Origin of the sequence: Curtobacterium sp. MCSS17_011, assembly GCF_003224275.1 — a bacterium.
Taxonomy (GTDB): Bacteria; Actinomycetota; Actinomycetes; order Actinomycetales; family Microbacteriaceae; genus Curtobacterium.
This window is the reverse complement of sequence record NZ_QKLE01000011.1, coordinates 1-13,527: the sequence shown is the minus strand read 5'-3', so window position 1 is coordinate 13,527 and position 13,527 is coordinate 1. Positions and strand designations below refer to the sequence as shown.

Here is a 13,527-nt window from a genome sequence, read left to right as displayed (position 1 = left end):
ACGCTCGGCACGCTCGGCCTAGACTTGGCGGCGATGACGACCGACGAACCGCAGGCAGCTCCGCACGACCTGGTCGACGAGACCGAGGTGCAGCTCGACGCCGTCGAAGAGGAACACGAAGCCCTCGACGACGCAGCAGACGAGCCCGTGGACGCGAAGACCGTCTCCGAGGGGGAGCTGCGGTCCCTGTTCGAGGACCAGGCGCTGCCCTTCATGGACCAGCTCTACGGTGCGGCCATGCGGATGACCCGCAACCCGGCCGACGCCTCGGACCTGGTGCAGGAGACCTTCGTCAAGGCGTTCGCCGCGTTCCGCCAGTTCAAGCAGGGCACGAACCTGAAGGCCTGGCTGTACCGGATCCTCACGAACACGTTCATCAACACGTACCGCAAGAACCAGCGGAACCCGTACCAGGGCACCATCGACGAGCTCGAGGACTGGCAGCTCGGCGGCGCGGAGAGCGTCACCCAGTCGATCTCCGCGCGGTCCGCCGAGGCCGACGCGATCGACCACCTGCCGTCCTCCGCCGTGAAGGACGCCCTGCAGGCCATCCCCGAGGACTTCCGGATGGCCGTCTACTTCGCCGATGTCGAAGGCTTCTCGTACCAGGAGATCGCCGACATCATGAAGACCCCCGTGGGGACGGTCATGAGCCGCCTCCACCGTGGTCGCCGGCTCCTCCGCGGGCTCCTGGCTGACCACGCCCGTGAGACCGGCATCGTCCCGGACGCAGCGTCGACGGCGACGATGCGCGGACGTGGCCGGGGCGCGGTACAGACGACGAAGGCAACCGCGGCCACGGGCCGCACCGGACGGAAGGAAGCGCGATGAGCGGCTGCGACTGCTCGAAGGCGAAGGCCGAGCTCGAGGAGTTCCTGCACGACGAGCTCCGCCACGAGGACGCCGCGGACATCCGCGAGCACATGGACGGCTGCGAGGACTGCCAGACCGAGCACCGCGTCGGCGTCGTGCTCATGGAGACCGTGCGCCGCGCCTGCAAGGAGACCGCTCCCGATCAGCTGCGCAGCGAGGTCCTGGCGCGCATCCGGGTGGAGCAGGCCACGCACTGACCGGTGTCAGCGGCCGACGGCGAACCGGGCTGCGACGGTCTCGGCGCCGAGGACACGGTCGTAGACGGTTGCTGAGTCGATGTCGCCCGCGAACCCGAAGTTCCCCGATTCCGGCCAGCCGACCAGGGTTCCGCGGCCGGTGCGCCAGTGCCCGTCGTACTGCCGGGCGGCGACGGCATCGGTTCGTCGTTCCTCGCGCTGGCCGTCGACGTAGAGGGTCATCGACCGTGACTCGAACGTCGCCACGGCGTGGTGCCACTCGCCGTCCGAGACGTCGCCGCCGCCGACCGTGAAGTTGAAGAGGTTGCCGGTGCCCTGCACGCCGAAGCGCAGGCCGCCGCCGGCGTCGATGTACAGGTGCCGGTCGCGGTAGGTCGATGCGGGGGCGGTGTCGGACGTGAAGCCGAACACGCGGCCGCCCGCGGGGTCGGCGGACCGGAACCACACCTCGAGTGAGAAGACCTGCGGTCCGGTGGTGGGCCGGTCGGTGACGGCGTAATCGTCGGTGCCCGCGCCCGGGTAGGTGCTCCACGGGTTCGCCGCGCAGCTTCCGTCGACACGTGACGCGTCCCCGACGAAGCGTCCGTCCGCGCCGTGTCCGCTGCTGTCCTGCACGATGTCGCCCTGTTTCTCGGCGAAGTACCACGCCAGCAGGCTCCCGGCAGGAGCGGGTTCGTGGAAGCACGGGAACGTGCCGGTGCCGAGGGTCGTGGCGGTCGCCGTGCTGCCGCTGAACCCCGCCCCTGCAGAGCCGGCGGCGAGTGCGATGGTCAGGACGGTGACCGCGGCGACGACGGACAGCGAGAGGCTCGCCGCGACGTCCGGAGCGCCGGTACCCTGCGCTCCGGACCCGGGTGCTCCGGTGCCGGGCGTCAGAGCTGCCGTGCCGAGGTCCCAAACTCCGTCGCAACACGACCGAACGCCCGGGTAGGTTGGCCGACATGACCCTCTCCGTCGAGTCGACCTCCACCTGGTCCGACACGGACGTCGCCGACGTCGCCGCCCTCGTCCGTCTGCTCGGCCACGACGTCGACGAAGCGTCGATGCGTGCGCGCCTCGCTCGCCTCACACCCGAAGCCGGCCACCGGACCTGGGTGGTGCGGGGTGACGACGGTCGCGTGGTCGCCGTCGCCGGTGCCCAGGTCACCTGGGCGTACGCGAGCGACGAGCCGACGGCGCAGTTGCTGCTGCTGGTCGTCGACGACACGGCCAGGAGGCTCGGCACCGGTTCCGCGCTCATCGGCACGTTCGAGGCATGGGCGGTCGAGCAGGGCGCGCGTCGCCTCAGTGCCGTCAGTGCGGCGGCGACGGACAGCGCGCACCGGTTCTACCAGAAGCGCGGGTACCACGACGCCGGGGTGCGGTACACGAAGATCGCGTAGCGCCGCCGCCTTCCTCGCGAACGTCGAAGCGCCCCGGGCGCGAGTCCCTTCGGACTCCCGCACGGGGCGCATCCTGCTCGCTAGGCCGACGCGCTCAATGCCGTGTCGATGACCTCGGTGGCCTCTTGCGCGGAGCGCTTCGAGGAACCCGTGGCCGGTGCCGCACTCGCTGAGCGAGCCGCGACGGACAACGGCCGACCGCCGAGGTGCGGCGACAGGTTCATGCAGGCGAACGGCCAGGCGCCCTGGTTCTCCGGCTCCTCCTGCGCCCACACGACGTCGGCGTCCGGGTAGCCCGCCAGCACCTCGAGGATGCGGTCGAGGGGGAGCGGGGCGAGCTGCTCGAGCCGGACGAGAGCCACGTCGGTGATGCCGCGCTTGTCGACCTCGGCACGCAGGTCGTGGTGCACCTTGCCGGAGTGCAGCACGACCCGACGCACGGAACCCTTGTCGGTGATCCGAGCATCGTCCAGCACGGGCTCGAACGTGCCGGTCGTGAAGTCCTCGACCGCGCTCGTCGCCTGGCGCAGCCGGAGCATCGCCTTCGGGGAGAACACGATGAGCGGCTTCTGCGGACGGGCCCAGGCCTGCCGGCGGAGCAGGTGGAAGTACGACGCCGGGGTCGACGGGCGCGCGACGATCATGTTGTCCTCGGCGCACAGCTGCAGGTAGCGCTCGATGCGTGCCGACGAGTGGTCCGGCCCCTGACCCTCGTACCCGTGCGGCAGCAGCAGGACGAGGCCGGAGCGCTGTCCCCACTTCTGCTCGGCGGACGAGATGAACTCGTCGATGACGATCTGGGCGCCGTTCGCGAAGTCGCCGAACTGTGCCTCCCAGAGCACGAGGGACTCGGGGCGCTCCACCGAGTAGCCGTACTCGAACGCCATCGCCGCGTACTCGCTCAGCAGGGAGTCGTACACGTAGAACCGGGCCTGGTCCTCGGTGAGGTTCGACAGCGGCAGCCATTCCTGGCCGTTCACCCGGTCGTGGAACACCGACTGGCGCTGGACGAACGTGCCGCGTCGGGCGTCCTGTCCAGCGAGGCGGACGGGCTTGCCCTCGACCAGGATCGACCCGATCGCCATGAGCTCCGCCATCGCCCAGTCGATGCCGCCGTTGCGGGTCATCTCGGTGCGCTTGGTGAGCAGCTGCTGCAGCTTCGGGTGGATGGAGAACCCGGCGGGCGGGTTGCTGTGCGCGTCGCCGATCGCCCGGACGAGCTCCTCGGACACGGCTGTCTCGTGCACCTCGACCTCGGAGTCGTCGCGCTGCGCGGCCGGTCGTTCGAGACCCTGCACCGCACCGTCGTCGTCGACCTCGATGACCGGGATGGTGCCGGTCTGTGCCTCGTGCGTCTCGGCGAAGGCGCGTTCCAGGCGGTCCTGGAAGTCGCGGTGCGCCTCGTCGTACTCCTCTTGCGTGATGTCACCGCGGCCGACGAGGGCCTCGGTGTACAGCGTGCGGACGGAGCGCTTCGCCTCGATGAGGTTGTACATCAGCGGCTGCGTCATCGAGGGGTCGTCGCCCTCGTTGTGCCCACGACGGCGGTAGCAGATCAGGTCGATCACGACGTCGCGGTGGAACTCCTCGCGGTACGCGAAGGCGAGTTCGGCGACGCGGGCGACGGCCTCGGGGTCGTCACCGTTCACGTGGAAGATCGGCGCCTGGATCGTCTTCGCGACGTCGGTGGAGTACACCGAGCTGCGGGCGGACTCGGGCGGGGTGGTGAACCCGACCTGGTTGTTGATGACCAGGTGGACCGTGCCGCCGGTGCGGTACCCGCGGAGCTGCGACATCTGCAGCGTCTCGACGACCACACCCTGGCCGGCCATCGCCGCGTCGCCGTGCACGAGCACGGGGAGCACACCGAAGCTGCCGGGGGCCTCGCGGTCCTGCTTGGCGCGGACGATGCCCTCGAGCACGCCGTCGACGGCTTCGAGGTGGGACGGGTTCGCGGCGATCGTCACCGGGATGCTCGAGCCGTCGGACGTGCGGAACACGCCCTCGGTGCCGACGTGGTACTTCACGTCGCCGGAGCCCTGACCGGACACCGTGCCCGGCAGGGACGAGCCCTCGAACTCGCGGAAGATCTGCCCGTAGGTCTTGCCGGCGATGTTCGTCAGCACGTTCAAGCGACCCCGGTGGGCCATGCCGATCGCGACCTCGGCCAGCCCGGCTCCGGCGGCGTGCTGGATCAGGGTGTCGAGGAAGGCGATGGTGGACTCACCGCCCTCGAGCGAGAAGCGCTTCTGGCCGACGTACTTGGTCTGCAGGAAGGTCTCGAACGCCTCGGCCTCGTTGAGCTTGCCGAGGACGCGGAGCTGCTCTTCCTTCGAGGGCTTCGAGTACGGCACCTCGATGCGCTCCTGCACCCAGCGACGCTGTTCCGGGTCCTGGATGTGCATGTACTCGATGCCGACCGTGCGGCAGTAGGCGTCGCGCAGGATCCCGAGGACGTCGCGCAGCGGTGCCGAGGTGGTGCCGGCGAGCCCGCCGGTGACGAACTCGCGGTCGAGGTCCCAGAAGGTCAGCCCGTGACTCTCGATCTCGAGGTCGGGGTGCGTGCGCTGGCGGTACTCGAGCGGGTCGATGTCGGCCATCAGGTGCCCACGGACTCGGAAGCTGTTGATGAGCTCCTGCACGCGGGCGGTCTTGTTCACCCGGTGCGCCAGGTCGACGTTGATGTCGTTCGCCCACTGGATCGGCTTGTAGGGGATCCGGAGCGCGGCGAAGATGCCGTCGTAGAACCCGTGCTCCCCGATGAGGCGCTCGTGCACGTGCTTGAGGTACTCGCCGGAACCCGCACCCTGGATGACGCGGTGGTCGTAGGTGCTCGTCAGGGTGATGGTCTTGCCGATGCCCAGCTCGACCAGGGTCTTCGACGCCGAGCCCTGGAACTGCGCCGGGTACTCGAGGGCGCCGGCACCGATGATCGAGCCCTGGCCCTTCGTCAGACGGGGGACCGAGTGCACGGTGCCGATGCCACCCGGGTTGGTGAGCGAGATCGTCGTGCCCTGGAAGTCCGCCGGGGTGAGCTTGTTGTCGCGGGCACGCTTGACGAGGTCTTCGTAGGCGGAGAGGAACTGGCCGAACGTCAGGGTCTCGGCGCGCTTGATGCTCGGCACAAGGAGCGAGCGGGTGCCGTCCTTCTTCGGGACGTCGATCGCGATGCCGAGGTTCACGTGCGCCGGGGCGACGACGAACGGCTTGCCGTCGCGTTCCTCGTAGAAGACGTTCTGGCTCGGGAAGTCCTTGAGCGCCTGCACCATCGCCCACCCGATCAGGTGCGTGAAGGAGATCTTGCCGCCGCGGGCGCGTCGCAGGTGGTTGTTGATGACGATCCGGTTGTCGATCATCAGCTTCGCCGGGATGGTCCGGACGCTCGTCGCGGTCGGGACCGTCAGCGAGGCGTCCATGTTCGACGCCAGCGTCTTCGCCATGCCCCGGAGCGGGGTCGCCACGTCCTCGTGGGTCTCCTCGTGGTCGTCGGCGGCGTCGTTCGCCTCGGCCGGGATCGGCTGCGGTGCCGGCTGGCGCGAGGTGGTCTTCGCCTGGATCGTGCCCGACTTGGCCTCGCCCGGGGTGTCGCCGGTGGCGGGCTGCTGCGTCGACGACTGCTGCTGGGTCGGGACCTGCTGCGCGGGGGACCCCGTCGGAGCTGCGGGAGCCGGCGCGTCACCGACCTGCGTGCGGTGGTAGCTCTCGAGGACCGGCCACCAGGACTTGTCGACCGATTCCTTGTCCGCGACGAACTGCTCGTAGAGCTCGTCGACGAGCCACTCGTTCGCCCCGAATTCGCCCGCGGTCTCGTCCGTTCCGGTCAGATGGCTCGACACAGCCGATCGCCCACTCTCCGTCGATAGATGCTCGTGTGTGTCGTGCGGAGCAACCCTGCGCCGCACAGGTGCCAAGCCTAGCCGCTCCGACATGTCCGTTCCGTGTCAGCCGCGGCGCGAGTCGGCGGCCCTCGAGCACCCGGTCGGGGCCCTGACGGGAGCCGTACAGTGGAGCGCATGAGGTTCTACGAGACGCGGCCGACGCACGACCTGACCTACTCCGACGTCTTCCTCGTCCCGAGCCGTTCCGGCGTGACGAGCCGCTTCGATGTCGACCTCGGCGCGAACGACGGCAGCGGTGCCACGATCCCGATCGTCAGCGCCAACATGAACTCGGTGACGGGCCCTCGGCTCGCCGCCACCCTGGCCCGCCGCGGTGGTCTGGGCGTGCTGCCGCAGGACATGCACCTGCAGGACCTCGACGCCGCGATCCGCTGGGTGAAGGACCAGCCGGTCGACTTCGACACCGCCTACGACATGGGCGCGCAGACCACCGTCGCCGAGGCCCTCGAGCAGCTCCTGCCGGTGGCCGGCCGTGGTGTGGTCGTCCGCGACGCCGACGGGGAGTACCTCGGATGCGTGCCCGCGACCCGCCTCGGCACCGCCGGCCCCGACGCCGTCCTCGGTGACCTGCTGCACGGCGCCGCGACCGCGATCGACGCCGACGACGCCGGCACGCCCCGGCACGTCTACGACGTGCTCTCCGCCGCCGAGGTCGACTTCGCGCCGGTGGTGCGGCACGGCCGGGTCGTCGGCACCACGAGCCAGACGAGCGCGATCCGCTCCGACATCTACACGCCCGCCGTCGACGCCTCCGGCCGGCTCCGGGTCGCCGCCGCGCTCGGCATCAACGGCGACGTCGCAGCCAAGGCGAAGGCGCTGGCAGCCGCGGGCGTGGACGTCCTGGTCCTCGACACCGCGCACGGCCACCAGGACGGCATGCTCCGAGCGCTCCGTACGGTCGCGTCGCTGCAGCTCGGCATCCCGCTCGTCGCCGGCAACGTCGTCACCGCCGACGCCGTCGCGCACCTGGTCGGAGCCGGAGCGGACATCATCAAGGTCGGCGTCGGCCCGGGCGCGATGTGCACCACCCGCATGATGACGGCCGTCGGTCGTCCGCAGTTCTCCGCCGTGCTCGAGACCGCGGCGGCGGCCCGTTCCCTCGGCGCGCACGTCTGGGCGGACGGCGGGGTGCGCTACCCGCGCGACGTCGCCCTCGCGCTGGCAGCAGGGGCGTCCGCCGTCATGATCGGCTCGTGGTTCGCCGGCACGCTCGAGGCCCCCGGCGTCCTGCGTCGTGACGCCGCGGGCAAGGCGTACAAGGAGAGCTGGGGCATGGCGTCGGCGAAGGCCGTGCGTGAACGGTTCGAGCGGCTCGACCCGTACGAGCGTGCCCGCAAGGCGCTCTTCGCCGAGGGGATCTCGTCGTCGACAATCTACCTCGACCCGGAGCGCCCGAGCGTCGAGGACCTGCTCGACATGATCACCACCGGCGTCCGCAGCTCCGCGACCTACGCGGGTGCGTCGTCCCTCGCCGAGTTCTCCGAGCGTGCGCTGGTCGGCATCCAGTCCGCCGCCGGGTACGAGGAAGGCAAGCCGCTGCCCGTCAGCTGGTAGCGCGCGCCGGACTTTCGCGCTGAGCGACGGCTCACGGGCGGCGCAGCGCGTGAGGTGTCGCTGAGCGCGAGACGCACGCCGACGCCGTGGACGCGACCACAGACGGACGGGAGGCCCGTGGCGGTGTCGCCACGGGCCTCCCGTCCGTCTTCCCGGTGCGTCTACCGGCGTCGGGTCGCGTCCTCGACCTCGCCGACGAGTTCTTCGAGGATGTCCTCGAGGAACAGCACGCCGATCGTGCGGCCGTCCGCGTCGAAGGCGCGGGCCACGTGGCGCCCCGCGGCCCGCATGGTCGCGAGCGCGTCCTCGAGGTCCATCTCGGTGTACAGCGAGATGAGCTGACGGATGCGCTTCGGCGGCACCGGGTCGTCGAACTCGTCCGGCCGCAGGTCGATGACGTCCTTCACGTGCACGTAGCCCGTGGGGGAGCCGTCCTCGCCGACGAGCACGTAGCGGGAGAACCCGCGCTGGGCCACGGCGTGCTCGACGTCGGCGGGGGTGGCATCGTCGGGCAGGGTGACGAGCTCGGCCATCGGCACGGCGACGTCACGGACCTTCTTCTCGGTGAACTCGAACGCCAGGGCGAGCTTGCCGTCGTCGGTCAGGGTGCCCTCGCGGCGGGACTGCTCCACGATGGTCTGCACCTCTTCCACCGTGAAGGCGCTCACCGCCTCGTCCTTCGGCTCGACGCGGAACAGCCGCAGCACGGCGTTCGCGACCTCGTTCAGGCCGACGATGACCCAGTGCAGGCCGTGGCCGATGTACCAGAGCGTCGGCACGAGCAGCAGCGCGGCGCGGTCCGGCATCGAGAACGAGATGTTCTTCGGCACCATCTCGCCGAACACCACGTGCAGGAACGACACCAGCAGCAGCGTGAACACGAAGGCCACGGTGCCGATCACCTCGGCGCTCCAGCCGGTCAGGTGCAGCGGGACCTCGAGCAGGTGGTGGATCGCCGGCTCCGACACGTTCAGGATCAGCAGCGAGCAGACCGTGATGCCGAGCTGGGTCGTCGCGAGCATGCGGGTCGCGTGCTCCATCGCCCACAGGGTCATCTGCGCGGCCTTCGAGCCCTCTTCGGCGCGGGGCTCGATCTGCGAGCGGCGTGCGGAGATGACGGCGAACTCGGCCGCGACGAAGAACGCGTTGCCCATCAACAGGACGACGAGCCAGAAGATGCCCCACCAATCCGAGCTCATCGGGTGCTGCCCTTCGTCGTGGTGGTCGGCGCGCTCCCGGTGGACGGGATGATGATCGCGGTCGCCGCCGTGTCGATCGGCGGGGGAGTCGGTGTCCAGCGGATGCGGTCGATCCGTCGGCCGTCGAGGCGTTCGACGCGGAAGACGCCGCCGTCGAGCGGGACCTCGTCGCCGACCGCGGGCAGCCGACCCAGCGTGGACATGACGAACCCGCCGACGGTCTCGTACGGGCCGTCCTCGGGCACCTTCACGCCGGCGCGGTCCTCGAGCTCGTCGGGACGCAGCAGGCCCGGGAAGGTCAGCCAGTCACGGGAGCGCACCACGTCGATGCGGGCACGGTCGTGCTCGTCGGAGACCTCGCCGACGATCTCCTCGATCAGGTCCTCGAGTGTGACGACGCCGGCGGTGCCGCCGTACTCGTCGACCACGATGACCATCTGGTAGCCGCGGCCACGGACCTCGGCGAGCAGGGTGTCGCCGGGCATGGTCTCCGGGACGCGTTCGGCGTCGGTCATGAGTGCCCCGACCGGGACCTCGGGACGCTTCTCGCGCGGCACGGCGACGGCCTGCTTGACGTGCACGATGCCGACGACGTCGTCCGCGTCCTCCTCGATGACGGGGAAGCGGCTGAAGCCGGTCTTGCGCGCGAGGCCGATGACGTCCTCGGCGGAGTCCGACACCCGGATGGTGGAGAGCCTCGGGCGCGGGGTCATCACGTCGCTGGCGCTCAGCTCGGAGAACGAGATGGTGCGCTCGAGGAGCGTCGCGGTGTCCTGCTCGAGCGAGCCCTCGGACGCCGATCGGCGCAGCAGCGAGGTGAGTTCCTCGGCGCTGCGGGCGCCGGAGAGTTCCTCCTGCGGCTCGATGCCCAGCGACCGGAGCACGGCGTTCGCGGTGCCGTTCAGCAGCGCCACGGCGGGCTTGAAGACCGTGGTGAAGGCGATCTGCAGCGGGACCACGAGCTTCGCGGTCTGCAGGGGCAGCGCGAGCGCGAAGTTCTTCGGCACGAGCTCGCCGAGGATCATCGACAACAGGGTCGCGATGACGAGCGCCACGATCGAGCCGACGGTCTCGACGATGCCCTCCGGCAGGTTCATCGCCAGGAACGGCGCCTCGAGCAGCTTCGCGATCGAGGGTTCGAGCAGGTAGCCGGTCAGCAGCGTGGTCAGCGTGATGCCGAGCTGTGCGCTGGACAGGTGCGTCGAGGTGACCTTCAGCGCGCCGATGACCGGTGCGAGGCCGGCTTCACCGCGGTCGCGCCGCGCTTCGACGTCGGCGCGGTCGAGGTTGACCAGCGCGAACTCGGACGCGACGAAGACACCCGTGCCGAGGGTCAGCAGGATGCCGCCGATCAGCATGACGATGTCGATCGGGCTCATGATTCACCCCCGTTCGCGCACAGGGATGACGTGCAGCTCACCGAGTGAGCGGCGGATGAGTGAGGCGAAGAACTATTCGGGGGATCGTCCACAGTGCTGCCAATCGTACTGCCTGCGTGGTCGCTGAACCGTGAATCCGTACAGAACCGACCCGGACCTAGGCCGTGATCCGCGCGCGGTGGTACTGCTGCGGCTCGTAGTCGACCGGCACGCGGAGTTCGACGGCGGCACGGAGCGCGAACGACGGGTCGCGGAGCATCTCGCGACCGATCATCACGACGTCGGCGAGGCCGGTCGCGACGATCTGCTCGGCCTGGAACGCTTCCGAGATCATGCCCACGGCGATCGTCGGGATACCGGCGTCTCGCTTGATCGCCGCGGCGTGCGGCACCTGGTAGCCGGGGCCGACCGGGATCGGCGCGCTCGCGACGTTGCCGCCGGTCGACACGTCGGCCAGGTCGGCACCGTGCTCGGCGGCCCAGCGGGCGACGACGGTGGTCTCGTCGAGCGTGAGCCCGCCGTCGACCCAGTCGGTGGCCGAGAAGCGGACGACGATCGGGAAGCCCTCGCCGACCTCGGCGCGCACGGCGTCGACGACCTCGAGCAGTGCGCGCGCACGGTTCTCGAGCGAGCCGCCGTACTGGTCGGTGCGCTGGTTGCTCAGCGGCGAGAGGAACTGGTGCAGCAGGTAGCCGTGGGCGGCGTGGATCTCGACCAGGTCGAACCCGGCCTCCACCGCCCGGCGGGCGGACTGCGCGAAGGCGAGCGAGACGACGCGGATGTCCTCGACCGCGAGCTCGCGCGGCACGTCGTAGCCGTCGAAGGCCACGGCGGATGGTGCGACCGTGGTCCAGCCGCCGTGGTCGGCGGGGACGGTGCCGTGCGTGGTGTCCCAGGGGCGGTAGGTCGACGCCTTGCGGCCCGCGTGCGCGAGCTGGATGCCCGCGGCGGCACCCTGCGCGTGCAGGAAGTCGACGATCGGCTTGTAGGCGTCACGCTGCTGGTCGTTCCACAGCCCCAGGTCCTGCGGCGTGATCCGTCCCTCGGGCACGACGCCCGTCGCCTCGACCACGACCGCGCCGGCGCCGCCCTTGGCGAAGCCGCCCAGGTGCACGAGGTGCCACGGGGTCGGCACGCCGTCCTGCTGGTCCACCGAGTACTGGCACATCGGGGAGACCCAGATGCGGTTGCGGACGGTCAGGTCACGGACGGTGATCGGGTCGAACAGGGCGTGCGTCACGCGGGCTCCTCAGAGGACGGGTGCCGGCGCCTCGGCCAGTCCCGTCAGGAACGACCGCAGCGACGCCGGCGACGTGTAGTGGTGGCCGACCGCCCCGATCGCTTCCGCACCGGTGGCGTTCTCGGCCCTGTTGTCCACGAACACCATCTGACCCGGCTCGATTCCCAAGCGCGCACAGGTGTCGCGGTAGATGGATGCCGCGGGCTTCAGGACGTGCTCCTCGGCGCTCACCACCACGGTCTCGAACAACGAGCCCATCGGGGACCGGCGGTACGGGTCACCGAAGTCGAAGCCCGCGTTCGAGAGCAGGGCCACACGGGTGCCGGCGTCGTGCAGCTCCTCGACGATCCCGAGGGTCTCCGGCTCCACCTCGAACCACCCGGTGAAGTCGATCGCCCAGAACCGGTGGATGTCGGAGATGCTCCAGGTCCGTCCGGTCCGTTCCGCGATGGCACGCCAGTACGCCACGACGGACAGGTCGCCGCGGTCCAGGTCGTGCCGGAGCTCCTGGTACACCGGGAACAGCTCGTCGGCCGGCACCCCGGTGGCGGCCACGAGTGCGTCCCGCGAGGCGTGCGGCGTCCGGCTGATCACCTCGCCGTAGTCGAAGACCACCACGCGACCAGGCAGGAACAGGCTCATGTGCTCCACCGTAACGTGGGGCCGGTGAACGACTTCGTGCCCGTCCGACCGTCCGATGCCGCCGCGTGGGTCACCGCGCCGACGGGGGAGTCCACCAAGTACCGCCGTGGGGTGCTCGGCGTCGCCACCGGCTCCGACCAGTACCCGGGCGCCGCGGTGCTCGGGGTCGACGCCGCCGTGCACACCGGCGTCGGCATGGTCCGGTACGTCGGACCCGCACGCGCCACCGACCACGTGCTCACCCGCCGCCCCGAGGTCGTGTCCGGCGTCGGCCGGGTGCAGGCCTGGCTCGTCGGCTCCGGTGTCTCGGCATCGTCGCTCGGAGAGTTGGACGCGACGACGGCGTCGGGCTTCTCGCACGCGTCTGACGACGGCGTACCGGTCGTCGTCGACGCCGGGGCGATCCCGCTCGTCGACCTCGGGCCGCTCGCCGTGCTCACCCCGCACGCCGGTGAGCTCGCTTCGTTCCTGGGAGTCGATCGCGCCGAGATCGAGCAGGACCCGGCCGCCGCAGCGCTCCGAGCGGCCGAGCAGACCGGCAGCGTCGTGCTGCTCAAGGGGGAGCGGACCCAAGTGGTCACCCCGGACGGGTCGGTGCGGCTCGTGGCTGCATCTGCGACGCCGTGGCTCGCCGCCGCCGGTGCCGGAGACGTGCTGGGCGGGGTGCTCGGAGCGTTCGTCGCCGCGCGGCAGGGCGCCGTCGAGGCCGCCGGGTCGTCGCTGACGCCGTCGGACCTCGCGCAACTGGCCGCGTCGGCCGCGGTGGTGCACGGGCTCGCGGCGCGTCGGGCGTCCGGCGGCGGACCGTTCCCGATGACGACGCTCATCGCCGAGCTGCCGGGGGTCGTCCGGGACCTCGTGGTGGACGGGGACGCGCGCGGGTAGTCGTCGATGTGCGCGCATCTTGCGACGATCCACGAGGTGATCGACGCGTGTTCTGTCGAAGGATGCGAACGCATAGGGTGCGTGCGCATCCAGCGACGGAACACCACGGGTTCGACAGGTGGAAGGTCGCAACATGCGCACGCATCAGACAGCGGGTGCAGCCCCGGACACGACGACGGCCTGGAGGCGCGGTGCCAGCTGTGAACTGGTCCCGGTTTGTTGGACCGTGAACTCAGATTAGGCCGCGAGGGCGTGAGCTCGGTATTGAACCGGGCTC

Annotated in this window: 11 protein-coding genes; 5 read left to right on the top strand and 6 right to left on the bottom strand. The window is 70.5% G+C overall.

The window, feature by feature from the left end; all coding sequences use genetic code 11:
• Positions 1 to 33 precede the first annotated feature (33 nt).
• Both DEJ17_RS09485 and DEJ17_RS09480 read left to right on the top strand, forming a co-directional pair.
• On the top strand, positions 34 to 831 hold the full coding sequence (locus tag DEJ17_RS09485) for a sigma-70 family RNA polymerase sigma factor (RefSeq protein ID WP_375342567.1): 798 nt from the start codon (positions 34 to 36) through the stop codon (positions 829 to 831).
• Positions 828 to 1,070 carry a zf-HC2 domain-containing protein gene (locus tag DEJ17_RS09480; RefSeq protein ID WP_110893334.1) on the top strand — a complete coding sequence of 81 codons (243 nt, stop codon included), beginning with the start codon at positions 828 to 830 and terminating at the stop codon, positions 1,068 to 1,070. Before DEJ17_RS09485 ends, DEJ17_RS09480 begins: the two co-directional genes overlap by 4 nt.
• Positions 1,071 to 1,076: 6 nt before the next feature.
• Here DEJ17_RS09480 and DEJ17_RS09475 read toward each other — a convergent pair whose 3' ends face one another.
• Entirely contained in the window at positions 1,077 to 1,685 is a 609-nt protein-coding gene (locus DEJ17_RS09475; RefSeq protein ID WP_181421123.1) for a LamG domain-containing protein, read from the bottom strand.
• 326 nt (positions 1,686 to 2,011) lie between these two features.
• Between DEJ17_RS09475 and DEJ17_RS09470 the strand changes: the two genes are divergently transcribed.
• Positions 2,012 to 2,452: a GNAT family N-acetyltransferase gene (locus DEJ17_RS09470; protein ID WP_110893330.1), complete on the top strand. Its 441-nt coding sequence runs from the start codon at positions 2,012 to 2,014 to the stop codon at positions 2,450 to 2,452.
• Positions 2,453 to 2,532: 80 nt separating this feature from the next.
• On the opposite strand, the gene DEJ17_RS09465 is transcribed toward DEJ17_RS09470, so the two are convergent.
• The gene (locus tag DEJ17_RS09465) at positions 2,533 to 6,288 is read right to left on the bottom strand and encodes a multifunctional oxoglutarate decarboxylase/oxoglutarate dehydrogenase thiamine pyrophosphate-binding subunit/dihydrolipoyllysine-residue succinyltransferase subunit (RefSeq protein WP_181421122.1); all 3,756 of its coding nucleotides are present in this window, start codon (positions 6,286 to 6,288) and stop codon (positions 2,533 to 2,535) included.
• A 177-nt stretch (positions 6,289 to 6,465) separates the two neighbouring features.
• Between DEJ17_RS09465 and DEJ17_RS09460 the strand changes: the two genes are divergently transcribed.
• Positions 6,466 to 7,905 (top strand): GuaB1 family IMP dehydrogenase-related protein, encoded by a 1,440-nt coding sequence (locus tag DEJ17_RS09460; protein ID WP_110893469.1) that lies wholly within the window; start codon positions 6,466 to 6,468, stop codon positions 7,903 to 7,905.
• A gap of 161 nt (positions 7,906 to 8,066) precedes the next feature.
• Here DEJ17_RS09460 and DEJ17_RS09455 read toward each other — a convergent pair whose 3' ends face one another.
• From DEJ17_RS09455 to DEJ17_RS09440, 4 genes are all read right to left on the bottom strand, one after another.
• Positions 8,067 to 9,104, bottom strand: coding sequence for a hemolysin family protein (locus DEJ17_RS09455; RefSeq protein ID WP_110893328.1), 1,038 nt, complete (start codon positions 9,102 to 9,104; stop codon positions 8,067 to 8,069).
• Positions 9,101 to 10,483: a hemolysin family protein gene (locus tag DEJ17_RS09450; RefSeq protein WP_110893326.1), complete on the bottom strand. Its 1,383-nt coding sequence runs from the start codon at positions 10,481 to 10,483 to the stop codon at positions 9,101 to 9,103. The genes DEJ17_RS09455 and DEJ17_RS09450 overlap by 4 nt, the downstream gene beginning before the upstream one ends.
• A 157-nt stretch (positions 10,484 to 10,640) precedes the next feature.
• Complete coding sequence (locus DEJ17_RS09445; RefSeq protein WP_110893324.1) at positions 10,641 to 11,723, bottom strand: NADH:flavin oxidoreductase/NADH oxidase; 1,083 nt, start codon at positions 11,721 to 11,723, stop codon at positions 10,641 to 10,643.
• 9 nt (positions 11,724 to 11,732) lie between these two features.
• The gene (locus tag DEJ17_RS09440; protein WP_110893322.1) at positions 11,733 to 12,365 is read right to left on the bottom strand and encodes an HAD family phosphatase; all 633 of its coding nucleotides are present in this window, start codon (positions 12,363 to 12,365) and stop codon (positions 11,733 to 11,735) included.
• A gap of 24 nt (positions 12,366 to 12,389) precedes the next feature.
• On the opposite strand from DEJ17_RS09440, the gene DEJ17_RS09435 reads away from it, so the two are divergent.
• Positions 12,390 to 13,250 (top strand): ADP/ATP-dependent (S)-NAD(P)H-hydrate dehydratase, encoded by an 861-nt coding sequence (locus tag DEJ17_RS09435; protein ID WP_110893319.1) that lies wholly within the window; start codon positions 12,390 to 12,392, stop codon positions 13,248 to 13,250.
• Positions 13,251 to 13,527 lie beyond the last annotated feature (277 nt).